Annotated in this window: 1 protein-coding gene (cut by a window edge); it reads left to right on the forward strand. The window is 68.3% G+C overall.

All coding sequences use genetic code 11. The features are described from left to right. A protein-coding gene (locus ACIA75_RS16775; protein WP_397104668.1) for a glycosyltransferase crosses the window boundary here: on the forward strand, positions 1 to 20,880 show its 5' portion. 15,348 nt of this gene lie beyond the right edge of the window; the window shows 20,880 of its 36,228 coding nt (coding positions 1–20,880); the start codon lies at positions 1 to 3; the stop codon falls past the right edge of the window.

A 20,880-nucleotide genomic window follows, 5' to 3' on the forward strand; every position in this document is an offset into this window, starting at 1 on the left:
ATGGCTATTCCTTCGATACCCGAGGAATGGGCAGGGGTGCTCGGCTGGGCGATCGGTGAGATCCCGCTCGCGGACGAGGATGTCGGCGCGCTGATGCGGGAGGGTTTCGCCGAGCTGAAGCGGCAGCTCGCCGAGGAGGAGTTGCCGCGGATCGATGCGGCGATCGCGCGGGTGGAGGCGGCGTATCCGCAGGGCAAGGGTGGTGAGGCGATTCGCGCCGAGCTGCGTCGGGTACGCGCGGATGTCGAGAGTACCGCGGAGGAAATCGGTCGGCTGGCCGAGACTATCCACGAGTTCGCGGGTGAAGTCGTCACCGCGAAGCTCAACGGGTGGATCGGGATCTACTGGCTGGGGGCGGAACTGGCCTACGCGATCATGCTGGGGCCGGGGGCGCCGTGGGCGCAGGCCTGGGCTATCGCGGCGACCCGGTATCTCTTCCGGATGATCGGCTTGCGGTTTTCGGCGTGGATTCGCCGGAATCTCGCGCGGGCCGGGATCGACGTGGTGCTGCGGACAACCGGTTCACGGCTGCTCTACGAAGCGTTCCAGGAAGGACTCATCGAGGTGGTGCAGGGCACCACCCAGGAAATCTACGTTCAACAGAAATTGATCGAGAAGGGTTACCGGAAAGGCTACGACTGGAAAAATTTCGGCACGAACGCGGCGGCGTCGTTCGCGGGCGGCTCGGCGGGCGGTATCGGCGGTAATGTGCTGCACCGGGGGGTCTCCCGGTTGCCGCTGGGGGCGGATAAAGTGGGTGGGGCCTTCGGTGGCGCGCTGGTCGGGTCGGGGGCGGGGCTGGTCGGTGCGACCGCGGCCTGGGCGGTCCAGGGGGGGATCACCGGCAACTGGAACGTGGACCCGCGAACGTTCACCAGCGGTGTGGTCAACGGCGCCCTGCCCAGTATGGTGTACGGCTGGCAGGGTGGTTCCGACTATTCCGGTAAACCGATTACCGCCGACGACTATCGGCACGTACGGGTCGGGAACCAGGGGCGGCGAGACGCTCCGAGTACGGGGGAGGGACCGGCGGGGAAGTCCGGGGCGGCCGGTGGGGCCGGTGAGTCCGCTGGTGCGGACGGGCGGGGAACGTCCGCCGCGCGGGTGTCCGGGTCGCCTGCCGGCCCGGAGACCGGGGGCAGGGGAGCATCAAGCGCGAACGAGGGCGGGGCGCCGCGGGGTGCGGGTGCCGTGGACGGTGCCGGCGAAACGAATATTGTCGCGGGCCGGGAGGGGTCCGAGGCCGATCACGGCGGTGGACGCCGGTCCGGCCCGGAAGGGGAGCGGTCGGTTACGGGGGCGCCCGATACCGGTGTGCGGGACGATGTGGCGGCGGGTGAACCGGGTTCACGGCCGGGCACAACCGGACCCGGTGCGGTGGATGGCGCCGGGCGCGGGGTAGCGGCGGAAAATACGGCCGCCGGAGCGGGTCCCGGCGACCGATGGGAGCAGGCGCCGGCTGAACCCGCTTCGGAGACAGTCAATTCCGGCGAGGATACCGGCGCGGGCGCTCCGGTGGATCTCGGTGCGGGTGAGCCCGGTGCCGGGGTCCCGGCAGCCGATACCGGCGCGGTGCCGGGTTCCGGCGGCCGCGAATCGGTGGGCGGAATCGCGGCGCTGGTGAATACGATCGCCGCGCGGCATCCCGGGGTGGGTATCGAGCCGATGGACTCGGTGGACGAGTCCGGTATAGATATGCGGGAGCTGGAGGAGAAATTCGGCGGGAACTTCGTCTGGGCCGGAACCGAGCGCGGCGCCACTCCCCGGCAGGAATCGTTGCGGCTCGAGCTGCTGGCCCGGGACGAGGAGCGCCGGTTGGCCGGTATCGGCCACAGTATGGCCCGGGCGGCGAAGAAGCAGACACAACAGCGCGATGAAGAAGTCGGCGCCGAGGTCGAACGGTTGCGCCGGGCGCGGGCGGGGCTGAAGAAAGGGAGCGATCCCGGCCTGGAGATCGCGGCGCCGCTGGCGGCTGCCGCGCGCCTGCGCGGAATCGATACGCAGAGTATGTCCGATACCGGCCGCCGGAAAGCCTACGCCGGGATACTGGGCGAACGAATCGCACAGAAGCTCTCCGACCGGAAGCGGGAACGCACGGCGGAACTGGCCGCGGCGGCGCGGGACGCCAAGGACTACCGGGAGCGGGGAGCCCGGGAGAAGGAGCGGCTGGAGTGGTTGGCCGGCGAGCGCCGCGGCATCCAGGGGGAGGAGTGGAAGGCGGCGTCCGTCCCGCGCCGGATGCGGGAATCGCTGGAGGAACTCGGGCCCGGCGGCACGCTGGTGGTGGTCGAAGAATCCGAGAGTTCCGACGCGCACGGGGTGAACGCGCGCGCCTATGTGCTGTACCTCGACGGGGATACCGTGATGGTCGAGGACGGGGTGTCGGACGGGCCGGCACCGTTCGACTTCGCCAATTGGAGCGCTGTCGAACGGACCTTCGTCTCCCGGATTCGCGGCGACGGTTCCCCGATGGGGCCGGGCCCGGCCACCACGGATGGTGTGCGGCCACGGCCGGGGGCGCCGGATCGTGGGGGTGACGGAACGGCACCCTATCTGCCGGAGTCCGTCGCTCCGGAAGCTCCGGCCTCCGGTGATTCGGCTCCGGGGAGACGACCGGGTCACTCCGGTACGCCGTGGGTCGCTCCGCCGGTGGCAGAGCAGCGGCCTGCCCTATCGGATTCCGGTGCGGTCGGTGGCGGGCCGATACCGGCGCCGGAAACCTCGGTGCCGTGGGGTGATCTGGACAAGGTCGGCGTTGCGGCGGTTGTCCCGGAGCTGGCGCGGCAACGGATTCGGTGGCGGATCGATAAGGTCGATCTGGAAAGGCGTGTGCGCCTGCAACTGAATGCCGATCGTGAAAACGATTTCATCCCCGAGGAGGTCCGCCGCCTTCTCGGCGAGACGATCACCGACGCGCTGAACGATCCGGATCCACGGATCCGCGGGTATCTGGACGACGAATACGACCGGTTGCGTGCGGAGATCAACCGGATTGCCGCCGACCTGCCCGCGGGGGTATTCGGGGCGACCACCGTGGCCATTCCGGAATCCTTGTCGGATTCAACCAGGATTGTGCAGGTTATCGGCGATCTGTGGTCGATGCCGGGCCGACCCGAAGTACTCACCCCGCTGCTGCGGAGATTCGCGGAATTGCACGATATCGTTGTGCAGCTCCGCGAAATCGGGCAGTACACCACCTGGATCGGTGCGATCGATGCGTTGGATTCCGCTATGCACCGCGAATTCGTCCATCCGGGCACAGGTGACCGGTCCTCCGCGGAATTACACGCCCACGCCCGGGAATTCGCTGCGCGGGCCGCCGAAGTGGCCACTGCTACCTCGGAATTGCAGCAAGCAGGACGGCCGCTGGACCAGGTGGCGGCGGCAGCGGACCTGTCGTTGCGCATACTGGATTCCCGCAGCCGTCATCCACTGCTCGGCCCGGCGACGGCGGTGCGTTTGCGGCAGGAAGCCGAGGAACTCGGGCGGCAGGCGGATGCGCTGGAGTACGGTCATCCGATCCGGTCGGAGGTAGTGGCGCGTCTCGGTTCGCTGAACGGGTTGTTACGCAATGCCGCCAACTTTCACGAGAAGACTGTTGCGCTCGAAGCGGGTCGTTTCGAACTGGACGTGCTCGCCGGTATCCGGAGTTCGGTCGAAGCCGGGTTGCCGCAGAACGGGGCGCTGGAGCGGGCGGCCGCACACGTGGTGCGCGAAGCGGATCCGCCGTCCATCGACTATTACCAACCCACCGACAATATTCCGTCCGACCGGCGGCGCCGGATGTGGCTCACCGGAATCGAGGCGTTGGACCGGGCCATCCGGCACGCGTGGACCGAACTGGAGTTCGCGAAGCGGGCCGGTAGTGACGATCCGGGCGGGACGCGTGCGATCGAACGGATGTATTGGCAGTGGCGGGTCGATCGGCTGTCGGGGCAGACGAGCTGGCTGACCGATATGATCGACTACCACGAGCGCTCGACCGCCGAGGTGCGGCGGCTGTGCAGCCAACTGGAACAGCTCGTCCACGCGACCGAATTCGACCGGGACACCGGGCTCGCGGCGGACTACGGAGATGAGCTGTCCGGTGCTGTGGCACTGCCGTTGTCACCCCAGCGACTGCGTGCGGTGGTGGCCGGTATCCGTGAGCAGCGGGTAGCGGAGCAACTCGCCCGGCTCGACGACGACTACGTGGTAGCCGGGGTCGAGGCGGCCGGCCGGGATGATCGGGTCGAGCGGATATTGCTCGACCTCGATAAGCGGGCCGGCGAGCTGGACCGGGTGATCCAGGATCTCGGTCTGGTCGAACGGCAACTGGACCGTCTCCTCGGGCCCGATTCCGCCTGGACGGTGCTGGACGATCTCGTTCCCGATGCCGGTGATGCGGTCGCTCCGCATCGGCGTCCCGATACCGAGGATGCGGGGTGGGGGCCGAATCGTTGTGGCGAGCGGATGCTGGGCAATGTCGCGCGGGTGTTCGACCGGGACGATCTGGGGGAACTGGAGGGTGCCGGTGATCTGAGCGGTGTGCTGGTCGGTCGGCTGGAGCAGGCACTCGCCGGTGATCAGGGGGCGGAACCGGTGGGTGCCGCGGGTCGTTCGGTGCGAATCCCCGATCTCGCCGAGCTCGCGATCGGGGTGGGCCGGTTGGTGGCTGCGGGGCAGGAACGGGGCGGGGTGGCGGTGTTCGACCCCATCGTGACCTCGGCCGCACCCGAGGAGCTGGGGCATACCTATCTGCTCGAATGGTCGGTCGACGCGCAGGGTGAACCCAGGTTCCGCCGCTACGACGATCAGCTGCGAGCCGATGCGGAAACCGGGTCGGTGGAGACCGGATCGGACGGCCCCGGAGTTGATTTCGCACTTCCCACCGCCGGATTCGGTGGTCCGGTGTTCGTGATGTTCCTCGATGCCGGCGGGCAGGTCCAGTCGCCGCCGGGGCGGCGGGGGTTCTCGCGGACGCGGCTGGACCACGAGGATTTCCCGGTCGGTGCCGGGGGCGACGATCTGGATCGGGCCGGCCTTGCCGCTCATGCTCCCGAGCTGGCCCAGCAGCGGTTGCGCTGGGCGAACCGGCGTGAAGTGTTGGTGGCGGATCTGCGTCGGTACCTGGCGCGAACCGAACAGGACGACGACGATGTAACGACTACGGCCCTCGAATTCGCTCAGCTCTCCGCTGATGAGGTGCTGAAACCCGATTCGCCGGATCGCGCGCGCGCCTTCGCCTACCGGGACCAGTTGCGCCGGGACATCAACGACACCATCCACCGAATACCGGAATTGGCGAAATACGGCCGTGACCTGGAGATCCCGGACTCACCCCCGCAATCGACGGACCTGCGACAGGCACTCGGTGATTTGTGGTCATGGAAGAACTGTCCGCCGGAGTTGGAGGATGCGATACGGCGTTTCGCGCTACTGGACGCCGTCGCCGGGTGCGTCCATGACATCGAACAGCTCGACGGCTGGAACCGTGCCATCGACGCGCTCGGCATCGCTGTGCATGTGGAATATGCAGGGCACGGAGCAGATATGTCCGGGTACGTGGATGTGCTCGCCCGGGTCGAGGAGTTCGACGCCACCGTTCGAGAGTTCGTCGATATCACCAACGAGGTTACGGCAGCCGAGTACCAATTCAGGTCTGCGTGGGCAGAGCACGATGTGCCTATGCGCACCCCCGAGGAGATCGTGCTCCTGGCGGGCCGGTCTGCTTCGGTGCGAATCAACTCGGAATTGTCAGACCTGGAGGAGAAGTACGCCGCTCTGTCCGGTGCGTCACGTGTCGACGAAAGCACTGTCGGCGAAGGCAACGAAAGAGCTGTCGACAGCGAAACGATCGCTGACGACATGGCCTCGCGGAAACTGCTGATCGACAGCGCCGCGGACCTCTTGGAAGTGAGTGAGCGCCGGGCAACCGCATGCCTCGCAATAGATCTCCTCGCCACGGACATCCGTGACACGCAACCGGTCGTCGCGAACCATTTCGCCCGGCTGAGGGAGGTCGGAGCGCAGCTTAACCGCGAACGAGATCTTGCTATCCGCCAGAGTAAGCTCCCACAGCAGTCTCCACACAAACCTACCGCCCTCGGACCCCCTGTACAGCGGGTGCAGAACTGGCTGGCCGGCTACTCGGCGCTGGACAACGCGATACAGCACGCGGACGCGCTCGTCCGTCTTGCGGATCTGCCGGGCGCCCCCGGTCGTGCACCCGAAACGCAACAGGCCGACGAGGATCTCCGCACCCGGCTGTCGGATACGGTGGAACGGTTGGCCGTGCTCGTCACCGATCGGCGTGCCGCGATCGAACGCCTGAACGTCCTGACCGGTGCGCTGTTGGGATCGGGGCATTCGCTACTGCTCTTGGCGCATCCGGAAATCACGGAAATGCGTGTGCGCGACTTGAATGACACGATCATGCCGCGCGTGGATACCGCTGCGGTGCGGACGTGGGTGGAGAATATCTGGCAAGGGTGGTTCCATGAACACCGCCTCGGCCTCGGGGACGCGGACAGCGGTGATGCGGGGCTCCATGAAATCGAGCGGGGGACCGGCGAGATTCCGGAGGGTTTCCTCCCGGTCGCCCAGGAACTGAAGAAACTCGAAGGGTTGGCCGACGAGTACGACGTCGTGCACCGCAACCTGGGTATCGCCGAACTGGACCTGGACAACCTCCTCGAACCCACCTCCACCCGGGCGATATTCGCCGCTCTGCCCCCCGGTGTCACCGATGCCGTCCTGCCTTTCACCCCGTCCGACACCGACGACCCCGCGGTCGGCGCCGGACCTGTCACAGGGCAAACCGATCCGGGCTCGGCCGAGCGGGACACCGCTCGTGCGGATTCCGCCGACCCGACCAATTCTTCCGGTCCCGAATCGTTGCCCGGACCCGATCGCTGCGGTGCGCACCTGCTGGCCAATATCGCGGCGGTCTTCGGCCGGGGCGATATGGGTGACCTCGGACCCTCCGGTGATCTCGACGGTGTGTTCGTCAGCCGGCTGGAAGCGGCAGTTGGCGATCCGGCGGTGGTAGCGACCCGGTTCGCCGAGCTGGCCGATGCGGTGGAGTTGCTGCGGTTCTTCGCGGTGGCCGCCGGCGATCGCCGGGTTCGGCACGTCGGGCTCGCCGTGTTCGATCCGACCCTCACGCCCACCACCGCCGGGGACCTGGGCCACACATATCTGATCGAATTGCGGGTCACCCCTCGGGGGACCGAGCATATGCTGCGCTTCGATGGGCTGGTCGGAGAGAACGGTCGCAGCCCCGGGCGCCCGTTCGAGCCGCCCGCTCGGGGTAGTGGCGATGCGGTATACGCGATGCTGCTCGACGAGAACGGGCGTCCGGTGCCGGTCCCGGGCGATATCCCGTTGCGTACCCGAGACTTCCGGGTCGGCGCCGATGAGGCCGTTCCGGAGAGCTCCGGAAATGACGGTCCGCCGGACGTGCACCGAGTTGTCCGGGCGGTGCTGGCACGTCATCAAGGTCTGGACACCGATCTCGAGCCGACCGGGCGGGACCCGCTCTCGCCCGCGTGGCTTGCCCGGCAGCGCGGGGGCGCGCTGGCCGCGCTCTGGTCGTGGGCCGGGGAGCACGATCAGGTGGGCGAACTGGTGCGGCACTATCCGGGTATCGGCCGCAGGCTCGCCGAAATCGGCTGTCTGGATGCGGTGACAGCACGGAAGTTGCTTCAGGACAGTTTCAATGAGCTGTCGGCTGCTGGACCGGAGCGCCGGGAGGAACGGGACCGTCTTCGGTGGGCCGAGGGATTGGTCGGCAATGTCACCGGACTGCTGGATATCCTCGCCCGGAACCACGGGTTCGCCACCGGGGCGCGGTTCCTCGCCGCGCGGTACCGGCCGGATACGTTCCAGGTGCCGGGCTGGACCTCGCGGGGGCAGGTGCAGATATCGTGGGCACTGGGTGAACCGGAATCCGCGGAGACGGTGATCTGGTATCGATCGCGCGTCGGCATCGGTGCCGAAGACAGTGAAATCGTCAGTGATATAAGGGAATATCTGCGCAGCGTCGAGCCGGACGACTCCGTCGCGATGATCGTCGTGCTGGATGGCGCCCCGTCGGAGGATCGTCTCGCACTCGACCTCCGCTACCGCGTCGACGCGGGACGGGCGCGGGCCGATGCCGACGATGCGGCCGAACGGATCATGCGGGCGGGTCTGGTCCGGCAGATGACGGAGTTCGGCGAACCCGGGGGCGGGCAACGGCCGCGGGTGCTGCTGGTCGGCCGGCGTGCGGCGGTGGACGCGGTCGAGGCCGTCGGCCTGTTGCCCGGGATGGGCGACCATATCGACGGTGATCCGGATATCGGGGATCCGCTGCGGGCGGCCACCTGGCGACCGGGCGGGTCGCTCGATATGGTCGCGCAGGCGTCCGTGGCGCGCGCCCGGGTGGAGTTCGAACAACTCGGCCCGGCCCCTGATACCGATGCGGTGCGGAAGCTGGTGCAGCGTTTCGGACAGCGGGTGCTCGTGCAGCTCGCCGATACCGACCCTTCCCTGATCGCCGGCCTCCCCGGTGTGCCCGCCGAAACTCGTCATCTCGCAAATATTGTGCTGTTGCAGAGGGACTCGAACCCCGGTCCGGAAGTTCGCTTCCCCGAAGCCGCCGCCGAGAAGAGCACCGAACTGCGGCGGCTGACCCGGGTGGCACAGGGGCTGCCCGGGGCTCCGGAGGTCACCGTGCTCTCCCTGGACCGGACCGGCCACGGGATGGACGGCGCCGATATCGTCGCGCTCGGTGATATCGAGAAGGCGGCGCGGATCCGCGTGGTCACTCGGCACACGCAGGCCGACCCGGCGGCGTTCACGGCGATGGCCGGGCGGGCCCTGCGTGAGCACCAGAAGTTGCTTGCCGGGCCCGGTCGCACCGAACCGGTCGCCACGCTGTTCTGGGTGGGGTCCGATCTCGAGGTGTGGCGTGCACAGCTGGCCGGGATTCTCGACGGCCGGGTCCATGCCGAGAGCGCCGGTGGCCCGAATATCCCGGAAATCGAGCATCCTCGATTCGATCCCCGGGAGTTCACCCGCGAGAAGCTGTCGCCGCTGCCGTGGGATCCCGGTGGTCACCTGGTCCGGTTGATTTCCGTCGGCCTCGAAAAGCGCATGAATGCCGCCTCTATCGCTGCTGGCTCGGGCCACATCCCGTACGACGGATTCCCGGACGGGATGGTGCGGATGCGGCAGGAATGGGCGGAGCTCTACCAGCGGGAGCTGCGACAGGTAGCCGAGCGGTTCGATATCGCCGAGGCCGATCTCGACGATCCGCTCCTGGAGAAACAGTGGCTCACCGATATCTCCGGCGAGACCGTCCTGCCCCCTGACCTAGAGGCTTTCAGGACGCTGCGAAATGTGTACCGGGCATTCGTCGAGTTCGATCAGTGGGGCACCCGGGTCTCTCAGGTGACTGGGCTGGGCGGTGCGCTCCGGCAGGCGTGGGGACATTTCGTCACCGGCACCGATATCCGGGCGGAGTTCGATCTGCTGTCCGGGCTGTCCCGGCGGCTCGACGGTTCGGTGGGGGAGTGGGCGCACCGTGCCCGGCAACTCGACTCCGGGATACCGGACCCCGGAATGGTTGCCGGCGAACCGATTTACCCGGAAGCGTTCGGTTTACGGCCGGGTGTTCGCCGCTGGACCAGCGGGGAGTTGGCCGCACTCGACTACCAGGCGGCCGAGACCAAGGCGCAGCTATCCTTCTACCTGGACGAACAGTCGGCAGCGTATTCGGATGCGGAACTGGAATTCCAGATCGGATTCCGTCTGCTGTTACGGCAGGGCATGGCCGACCCCGGCGATGCGGGGGCGGACAACCACTACATCAGGATCGCCCTCGACTATTTGGAAACGACCCGCCTGCGCGCGCTGGCCGACCGAGTCGACGCGAAGGACCTGCAACTTCAGCAACTCGGCGAGTTCATCGATGCGAGCCTGGCCGCGGCGGTCGCGTTAGCGACGGCGCGGCACTCGGCGCCGGTCCCGGTGCTGGGTTCGCAGCTGCGGCGGCTGCACCTGCGCATGCCCGATCCCGAGTCCGCGAATCAGGAACCACCGGAGCGGCTCGCCTCCGCCCCCCGGTTCGACCGGTTCCGCGGCCTGGAATGGGATATCCAGGAACACTGGGTGGCGGCCAAACAGCGTTACCTCGACGCCTGGACCGAACTGGCACGGGCTTATCCCGCCGAGGCCGAACGGGTGGGCCGATTGTCCGAACCTGCCGTGCTACGCGAACTGCGCCGCCCGGACGGTCTCGATGACACACGAAACCAACTGTTCGACAGGCTGATCGCGGCCGCCGACGAGTTCGGCCGGTACCGGGACCTGCGCCTCCGGATGAACGCGCGGGCCGCCGAGCTCGAGCCGTGGGCGCGCACCCGGGAAGAACTCGGGGACGCGCTGACCGCGCAGCGGGCGGTCGTCGAGCAACTGTGCGCCGAGGCCGGTGTGCCGTCCACGGGGCCACGCGGTCCGGGTGACTTGGCGGTGCTGTCCGGCAGGCTGCTGGCCGAGCGGGAACGGCAGGTACACGCCGTGCTACCGGACGTGCTCCCCGATGTGGTCACCAAGGAACGACTGGCCGTACTGGCACCGCGCCTGAAAAGTTTCCGCGCCGGCCGGGATTTCCTGGCCGCGCACCGGCTGGCGGAGGCCGTCACCGCGTTGGCCGATATCGGCGATCGGAGCGCCGCTGCCGACCGCTCCTTGGATCAGGGGCTGGGCGAACTCCTCGAGATGGCCGGTGATCAGGGTGGTGCCGAACCGCAACCGGCGGGGCCCACCGACGGAATAGCCGTGACCGCACCGCCACCGCCACCGACCGGTGAGGTTCCGGCGATCGGTGACGGTAGTGCCGCCCTCGAGCCTCCCACCGTGGCCTTCCCGAAGATCTGCGCGGTGGACGCGCAGTCCTTCATCGATCTGCTGCTGAACCGCGCCGATCCGACCCTGCCGTCGGTATTCGGCACCAGCACGGCGAGCCGCGATATCCGTGACAACGGCACCGACCCCCGCGATATCGCCGCGCGATACCGGGCGAATTGGAGCCCTGGCGGGTTCGCCGATATCGACGAGATGCGGGACCTGGCCGCCGGGGGTGCCGTGGTGCTGGGCGGGATCGATACCGATTCCGGTGCCCACGCGTTCGTGCTACATCGCTGGGCCGACGGCCGGGTTTGGGTGCACGTCATCGAGAACGGGGTCCGCGTCGATGTGCCGGTAGCCGAATGGACTGTGCCGCCGGGCGAGCTGTACGGGATCGTGCTGGATACCGAGGAGGGCCCGGACGGTGTGGTGTCCTATACGCCACGGCACCGGACCCTCGACGGTGAACAGCCTGCCGGTGCCGCCGGCGAGAATTACCCCCGGCATCGGTTGGGCGGGGAGTGGACCGGACGAGACCACGATGCAGGCAGCCGGGCTCGTCGCCGGCTGATCGACGAGGGGCTGGCCGCGGCGGGTCTCGAACTCGCGGACTTGTGGATGTCCCCGGACACCACCGATGCCGCCGAGGTCCGGAAGCAGATCCGGCGGACGGTCACGTTCCTCGACAGTGCGTCGACGCAGTTCTATGACGCCCTCCACACCGAATTCCCCGCAGTGTCAGGGCAATCCGATTTCGTGCCCGTGGACTCCCGCGACCTGTGCAATCGGCGCATCCTCACCCGGCAGCTGGCCGAGCTCCGGGCATTGTCTCTCGCCGCCGACGGGCGCGCGGAAATCGATGCGCACATCGCCGAATTGCTGACTGTCCGCGACCTGGTCCGCGACCTCGCCGATCCGCTCATGCGCAAATCGGGTTTCCGGGCGCGTCTGCTGGCCTTCCCGCAGCCCGGGTATCCCGGCCTGCTGGTGCTCGAACTCGGGGTCGCAGCCGATCTCGCCGCCGAACAGGTGGTCACCTACGTGCCCGGCCGGGTCGCCGACGCGGCAGCGGCGCGGCGTGCGGTGCGCGCGGCGGCGGCACTCACCGTCGAAACCAATGCCGGTGGGCGCCCGACCGCTGTCACGGTTGTCCTGCGTTCCGGTGCCGCCGAATCTGTCGTCGATCCGGTGGTGCACCGGATCGCCACCGTCGCCGCGGCGCGCGAGCTGCGGTCGCCGGAGCTGCCGCAGCCCCGGTTCGAGATCGTGCATCGGGGTGACGGACGTGAGATCGGGGTAGAGATCGCCCGCCGGTTCTCCGAACCCGCCGTGGTGATCCGGGCGGACGGCGAACCGAGTGCCGCGCCGGCACGCGAACTTTCGACACGACCCCGACCGGAGGAGTTTCGTCCGTTCGTTCGCAAGCCGGAATCGGTGGGGCGCACCGGTAGTCACGGCGGCCGGACGTTCGAACTCGAACTGAACTTCCTCCGGGACGCGGCCCTGGCCGCAGCCGCGACGCCGGGACCCGCGTCCGAGTACGAGAATCCCACGAGGACAGCCGAATTCGTGGCGGATCTGGACAAGATCGAGGCGCTGACCGCCGTGGCCAAGGCGCAAATGGAATATTGGGGCGGCCGGGCGGGCCAACTGGCCGACGATGCCGGTCTGATGCGCCGTGTCATCGAATTGGAGACGCTCGCCACGAGGATATTCGAGGCGGAGGCGGAAGCCCGGCGTGGGTACGATTCGACGGATCGGACCCCCGAGGTGGATCGGCTTCGCGACGAACTCGCGAGCCGGGCTCGCGAGACCGTGGAATGGGCCGCCGAACGCAAATATACCTGGCAAATCGGAGATTTCGCGCCGAGCCGGGTGCTGGGCCCGGCAACCCTGCGGCTCGCCCGGGAGTTCGCGCGCCAGCTCGCGGAGTTCGCGACCCCGCCGGACCTGCAGCCGGGCGGGTGGACACACCGGAACGTGGACGCACTCGCGGAGCGACAGCGGGAACTCCACCGGGATCGTGACCTCTGGGCCGCGCACCTCGGTGAGCTGATCGGCTATCCGCCGGCACTGCTCACACCGGAGCATGTCGAGGTGCTCGCCGAGCGGCTGAGTCGTCCGGCCGCCGCCGGGCATTCCGAAGCCGACCGATTGCGTCAGCTGGACCGTGAGCTGATCGCGGGTGCGGCGTTTCTGGCGGGCACGGCACGAGCCGAAGGTCTCGCGCTACTGCACGGTGCCACGGTCTGGACCCGGGCTCAGCTGGCTGTGCTGGACCAGGAATTCCGTAAATTAGCGCGCGGCGCACGCGAATTACGTGAAATAGCGCACGATGCACGGGAACTCGGTGACTACGACTTCACCCAGGAGCCGACCGAGCTGAACCGCCTGCGGGAACTACGCGGGCGACTGGATCGCCCGGCCCCTGACCTCGAGGAATTCGATCGGTCCCACATTTCGGCTGGACTCGATCTGCTGATCGACCTCGCCGAAACCCGGCAGCACCTGGCCACCCGCGAAACCGCCCTGGCAGAGCTCGCCGGGCAGGTGGAAGACCTGGCAGCGCAGTACTTCCAGGCACGCGAGGCCCTGGTTACCGGGTCGGACATCGGGGACGGCGCCGCCGGGCGAACGACCGAGATAGAAGCGGCCTTGGCGCACGCGCTCGGGCCGGTGCTCGAGGGCGTCCGCACCGCCCGGCAGCCGCTGAAGCCGTCCCCGGCCGCGCACCCCGAGAACACCGTACCTTCAACATCACCGGCAGCCGCCGTGCCGCAGGGCCCGGTATCGACCGGACCGGACCGCGCCGCCGGCGCGCAGGCTCGGCTCGGTGGCGATCCCGACGATCTTCCCCCGTCGGCGGAAAGTCCGCGGGACGCCTCGGATACCGAGCAGCCGGAGGCGCGTCCTGCGGCGGGTCTCGATCCTGCGAATCTCCGAGTATCCCTGGACACCATCGAGTCTGCCGCGGTCCGGAAGATCGATCACTGCGCCTGGCATCTGCTCGGCAATATCGCCGCGGTCTCCGGACGGGACGATCTCGGCGATCTGGGGCCCGTCGGTCTCGGCGGCGCACTGGTGAGCCGGGTGGAACCGGTGCTGGGGCCCGGTCCGGACGGAAAACCGATGCGGGCGGTGTGGATTCCGGAGCTCGCCGAGCTCGCGCCGGTGCTGCGGGATATGGTGCGGTCCGGCCGGTTTCGAGGTCTGGCGTCGGTATTCGATCCCACACTGACCCCGACCGTGGGCGGTCCGATGGGGCATACCTATCTGCTGGAATGGCAGGCCGACGGGCCGGACGGTATCCGTTTCACGCGGTACGACGGGCCCGCGGCCGCCCCGGATCAGACGCCTACCGGTGCGAAATCCGCCACCGGACGAGATTTCGCACTGCCCGCCGAAGGGACCGGAGATCGGGTTCTGGTGGCGTTCCTGGACCAGAACGGCCGGGTCGAAACACCTCGGCGACAGCCCGAAACCTGGCGGCCCAGAGGGGACGCCGAGGATTTCGTGGTCGGCGCCGACGACGCGGTGCCGCCGTCGGCGGACGACCCGGTGCCACCGGAAGCCGGACTTCGCGAGCCCGGCTGGCGGGTACGGCGGGTACGCGAAGAAGTCGAACTGGCGCGGGTGCTGTTTCACGATCCGGAGGTCAGGCAGGCCGCGGTGTCGGTGCTGCAGCACGTGCGTGCGGTGCTGATCGAGATGCATGCGCCGGACCGGACGCCGGAACAGATCGAGCGGGTCGAGGACGCGTTCTACGCGGTCGGGGGAACGAAGGGGCACGGGCAGGTGGCACGGTCGGTGTCACTGGACGAGTTGGTGGCGACCGGCAATGTCCGGGAACTGATGTGCGCCGTGCAGAATGCGATGTGGTACAGCGCGGAGACCGATCCACCGGCGGGAACGACGTTCGACGACGGTGTGACCGAGCTGCTGAACCGGGCGGACTGGGTGGAGACGGCTGCCCGGCTCGGACTCGATATCGAGGCGCTGGGTGTGCTGCGCGCGCGGATCGTCGGGGCAGATCCGTTGGGAACGGTGGAATGGCTCGATGTCTCCGAATCTCACAAATCGGCGCGCAACGACGAGGATCTGCCATTCCTGGCGGAGCGTGAGCTGAGCGAGGCGGACGAACGAATTCCCAGTGAGCGGTGGCAGAGACGCCGGGTATGGACGGTCCAGGATTGGCAGCTGCTGGGGATGCCGTTGTCGTCCAGAGAGTTCGCGGCGATCCCGGGCCCCTTGATCGCGCTCGAAGTAACTCGGCTGGAGCCGGGCGATCTGGAGTTGCCGCGAACTGCCGACGGGCGGGTCGACGAGGACGCGCTCGAGGATGCGTTGCGCGCCGAATTCGAAGCCCGCGGCGAGAAGTTCCGTTTCGCGCTACCGCTCTACGAGTTCGACGAGCAGACCGGTCGCCGGGTGCGGGATGCGAACGGGAACGCGGTGGTGGCCTTGGTGCGGGTCTACTGTGCGGATCGGGAGGTCACTCCGGAGGAGGCGCAGCGGCTGGATCCGAACAAGTATGCCGTGCCGCTTCCGGCGGACAGGGCGACTGTCGGCTCGCTTGCGGTGGATATTGCCCGGGACGGAGAATGGTTCCGCTCGACCGCGGTCGAGCGGGGGTTCCCGGTGGTATCGGCGATTTCGGGGACGGCGGGCCGGTTCGCATCGCGATTCCTGTGGTTGAAACCGCCGGAGGTTTCGGATAGTGCCTACCTGGGTGCAGTGCTGGCTTTCCTGGTGCCGGCGCATCATTCGCTGTACGAGCTGGCGCGGGCGATGCAGAAATTCGGTCTGCAGGTGGTGGACCCGGCGGTGTTCGAGGCGGCCGATCCGGTGGATGCGCTGTATCGGGCGGTATTCGACACGTTCGGCCTTCCGATGCCGGAGGGCGGCGCCCGGATCCGGCCGATCTCGGCGGATCGCCACGCGGCGGCCGGTATCGCTCCCGGCGACCTGCCTCCGTCGGCGGAAAGTTTGCGGGGCGCCTCGTATGCCGAGAAGCCGGAGGAGCCGGAGGACGGCCCAGCCGATATCGGCGACCCCTGGACGGCAGACGGCTACGAGCCGGCACCCCTGAATGCCGACGAGCTGTCGCAGGTAGCCGAAGTTCGGCGCCTGCTCGGCGGGACCGGGCCGGCGTTGCCGCTGCGGCACACCCATGTACCGGGTCTGGCGCTGGCCGCCGAGGCCGAACCGGACCTGATCGCCGGACGTACCGGTATACCCGGTGACCTCCGCGACCGGGCGAATCGGATACTGCTGCACCGGGAACTGACTGCCGACCCGGAACGGGCTGGTGGGCGGGCGCACGAGTTGCGGCGGCTGGACCGGGCCGCGGCGCGGCTGCCCGGTGATTCGGCGGTCCGGGTTTTCTCGCTGGACCTGCACGGAGACGGCACCGACCTGGTGGTGATCGGCGATATCGAACGCGCGGACAAGATCATCGTCGATGTGTCACCCGGCGCGGCGGATCCGTCCGTTTTTGCGGCGGCGTCGAGCCGTGCGCTGGAGTACTACAGCCGGATCGCCGCCGATCCCGGCGACGGGCCGTCGCCTGCCGTGGTGTTCTGGGCGGGCACCGATATCGGCGTGCTGTACGACCAGCTGTCGGAGATTCTGGAGGCGCGGGCGGTCGACGTGCTCGACGACGGCGCCGGCGGCCCGGGAGTGCCGAGTGAACTGCGGTTCCTGGTCGACAGGTCCCGGCCGCTGCCCGATGATTTTCCGAAACCCGCATTGTTCCAGCTCCTCACCGCCGGCCTGCACGAGCAGCTGGGGCTGGGTTTCCAGCTGGAGTCGTATCTGGACGCCAACCCGGAACTGGGGTCGTTGCGGCGTGCAAAATGGGACGGCCGCCACGGTGAACTGCTCCCCGAAATCGCGCGGCAGCTCCAGGTTTCCGAGGCCGACCTGCGCGATCCGGTACGGATGGACCAGTTGCGCCGCGATGCCTCGGACAACCCCGACGGCGTCTCACCCGAACAGCTGGCTTTCTTTGCGTTGGACAACCTGCGCACTGCGGTGGCGGAGCTCGAGCGGTGGCGCACCAGGGCTGAGCAGGTGATCACCCTGAGCCGGGCGCTCGACACCGCCCAGGCGCATTCCACCGCCGGGTTCGATACCCGCTCGGAACTGGAGATGCTCGAGGATCTGGCCGCGGAACTGGACAGGCAGGCCGGGGATTGGTTCACCGCGAGCGGGGAGCTCCGTCGCCCACCGGATCCCGGGACGGTGGCCGGCCGGCCCATTCACCCGGAGGTATTCGGTCTCGACCTCCATGCGCGGCGCCAGACCGGTGCCCGGCTGGCCGCCCTCGAGCAGGCGATCGAGCTGAATCGCGAAAAGATGTCGGTCTATCTCGAGCATGCGATCTCGGACGAAGAGCTGACGGCCCGGGTCGCCGCGCGGGACGTGCGCAGGGATCTCGACGCCGGACGCCCGCGCCGGTTCCGTGATCCGGCCGTGGCGTATCTCCAGGCCGTCGAGCTGCATAAACTGGCCGTCCGTGCCGAAGCCGCGGATCTGATGTTCGAACAGCGCACCGAACTGATGGATGCGAGCCTGGCCGCCGTCGAACAGATCATCGCGGCCCGGCCCGAGCCGCCGGGCCTGGGCGCGGCACTGCGGGAATTGCGGCAGCATCTCGCGACGCCGGGCGACCCGCGGCCGCACAACCTCGACGACGCGGCCTTCGAACGTGCCACCGGGGTACTGGAGACCGCCCGCCGGAGCTGGGCCGCAGCCAAACAACATTCCCAGAATGCCTGGAAGGAATTGCGCGGGTATCCCGACAACCCCGAACCCGGCCGGTTACCCGACTTCGCCGACCTTCGCGCAGAGGATGCCCTGGACGATCTCGACGAAGAGCACGAGGCCCGGCTCGACGAGGCCGCCGCGGCGGCCGATGTCTACGCGGTTGCGCAGTTGCGGCTCGATCGCTTGGACGAGAAGGCGCGGGACCTCGAGCGGCTTGCCGAGGAACGCAACGCTCTCGCCGCAACGGACCAGCAGAGCGATCGATGGGATGAGATCGCGACCCTGGATCGCGAAATTGCTGCCGGACTGGACCAACTGATCCGCATCGCCGAACACCCGGCAACCTCCGGCGTCGCGGCCACTCCGGGCACCGCGGGCATCATGGGCGAGCCGGCCGATTCGGATGGTCCCGATGGCATTGCCGAACTGGAGGGCGGCCGCGAATCCGCCTCGGCGCCCGGGTTACCCGGTCTGCGTTCCGGTCAGGGCGTGGAGCGCCCGACTCCGGATACACCGTTGCAGACGGAAGCACTCATCCCGGCCATCGGTGATGGTAGTGCGGTACCGAGCCCCCGGGCGGACGAGGTTCCGAAGATCTGCGCGGTGGACGCCACGGCGTTCGTCGCCCTGCTGCTGGGTGCCGACTCGCCGTCGATACCCTCGATATCCGGGACCACCGCCGCCGGTCGCCATATCCGCGAACACGGGACGGGCCCGGTCGAATTCGCCGCGAACCTCGGGGCGAACTGGCATCTCGGCGGTTTCGCCGGCCTCCCGGAGATGCGCGCCCGCGCCGCCGGCGGCGCCGTGGTCGCGGGGGCGGTCGATGCCGATACCGATGCCCATGTGTTCGTCCTGCACCGGGGGATCGACGGCGATGTCTGGGTGCACACCCTCGACAGGGGCATCCGGACCGATACTCCCCTGGAGAAGTGGACGCCTGCGGAGGGCCGGCTGTACGGGATCGTCTTCGCGTCCGAAGACGATGTGGACGGCACTCCCGTCTACACACCGGAGCATCCGATCATCGTGGGCGACTACCCGGTGGGGGTCGCGGGGTACGACTTCCCGCGCCATCGACTGGGCGGAGAATCCGAGGATCCCGTCGCCGGTCCGGTGGGCGGCGAAACCCTGGAACCGGTACGGGACGACGTGGCAGATCCGGCAGTGGATCCCCAGGTAGGTCTCGGGCCGGAGATAGAGCAGTTGTCCGATCACGTCCGACGCCTTTCGGTACCGGGGCAGCGACCGGTGCTGGAGGTTGTGGCGTTCCTGGGTAGCCATGTGGAGGCACTGAGCGCCCTGGCCACCGACTACCCGGACCTGTCGAATGTGCTGTGGGACGAGTCGCACGACCTCCGGTACTTCGCGGTCGATCCGGAATCCGATGACCAAGCGCCCGAGCGCATTTCCGCCGCGGAGGCGGAGGGCTCACGGCGGGCTGCGAGCAGATTCGAAGCCATGGACATCATGTTCGATCGCTATCTGCGGTACCGCGCGAATGGCTATACGGACGTAGTTTTCGGCGAATGGTTGAAACGTCTGGGGCCGAAGGCATTCCACACGAAGAGCGGTCCCGACGCCGCCGGAGTTCTGCGTCACGCGGGCCCACCGCGCGACAATTTGGTGGCAATCGGATATCACCGTGCCCGCACCGACGGAATACCGCCGGACGAGGCACATCCGGCAGCTGTCGCCCATCGGCTGTTCACGCGGCAGATCTCACTGCCGACGACCGCCGTGCCCCTGGCCGAGAATGTCAGGAGGGTGAGCCTGCCGGGCTCGGCAGGCTACCTGTCGCTCGAGGCGGAACCTGACGGCAAGGGCGGCTGGCGGATTCGGGAATGGAACAATGAGGGTGGCAGTGCGGATACCTTGGCGCTCTATTTCTACTGGATGACGGCGGCCACGCCGGAACGCCTGGCTCAGCGAATCGCTGAAATCCTCGATGACCCTGCCGTGAAGTTCGGTCCGAACGTCGAACCGCGGGGGCGGTTGGTCCGGTTTCTGGGCCGTCGGCGGGCCGAGATCGCGGTACCGGAAGTTGGGTCCGATACCGGCGACCGCGGCAACGTAGTCGGCAAGCTGACATCCGACAGCCCCGATGCTCCGTCCGACGCGCGGTTCAACGGCACCGCGGGGGACGCGGCACTGCCGGCGGACGACGGGGTCGAGCTCGTTCGTGAAGCTGGGCGGTTGTGGCCGGGTTATCCGGTGGATCCGGCGGCGGCCGAGGTGCGGGCGATATTGTCGCGCACCGAAATGGGCCGTCATGCGTTGACGGTGCTGCTGGAGGCGGGTGCGTCGGTCCGGTTCGACAGTGATCCGCAGGTGCCGGTTCCCGGAGACGGCTTCGACCCGCGGACGATGGAGGTTGTGGTCGGTACCGCCGGCCGGGATCAGGTCGCCCAGGCGGCGGCGCTCGTGCGGGCGGCGGTTTTGGCGGAGAGTGTCATCCAAGGCCGGGTGGAGGTCTTGCCGGGCCGCATCCGTGCGATGGATATGGACGACTTCGCGACGTCGCGGGTGCGGGCGGAAGCGGAGGCGTTCGCCTGTCAGGTCGAATTCTTGCGGGCGCTGGCGGAGGCCGGATACGGCACTGCGCTCGGATCCGGCGACTTGATCGAGCGTGTGCTGTCGCGGGAGTTGGCAGCGGCCTATTGGCATGCGGTGGACGAGGCCGACCTCCCGTCGTCCGATAGCGGGTCAACGGCCGATGTGGAGTCCACGCGAGAGGCCGGGGTCCGGGCGTTGCTCGGCAGTCCGCTGTTCGACAATCGGGACGAGCCGGCCACAGGGCTCGGCCGGCGCGCCGAAGCTGAGGCGGAGTGGTTTGTAGCGCAGAAAGTTCGGAGTCCGGAGGGCTGGCGCGAATACGTGCCCTCGACTCGGTACGCCGCCGCGGAGGTCGTGCGTCTGGTCGGGCGGCATCGGGCAGCCCGGCGTGATGGGGAGCGATGGGGCGAGGATAGTCTGCGAGTGGGCAGGCGTATCAAGGATTTACCGGGTTCCGATCCCGTCCTTCCGAGTCCCTACACCGAGGCCCCGGAAGGAAGGGATCGGCCCGCGGATCTCCGGGCCGAGCTCGACAGGGCTCTCGAGAGGCATGCCTTGAACCGGGCGCTTCGGGAAACCAGTAAATGCGGCATGGCGCTGGAGGACCTCACCGACGTGGTATCGGAGGACCCGGAGGGGTTTCTCCGACCGGGCGAGTCGATGTCGGGTGGTCCGGTGATGGTG

It is taken from the genome of Nocardia sp. NPDC051750, from assembly GCF_044453135.1.
GTDB lineage: Bacteria > Actinomycetota > Actinomycetes > Mycobacteriales > Mycobacteriaceae > Nocardia.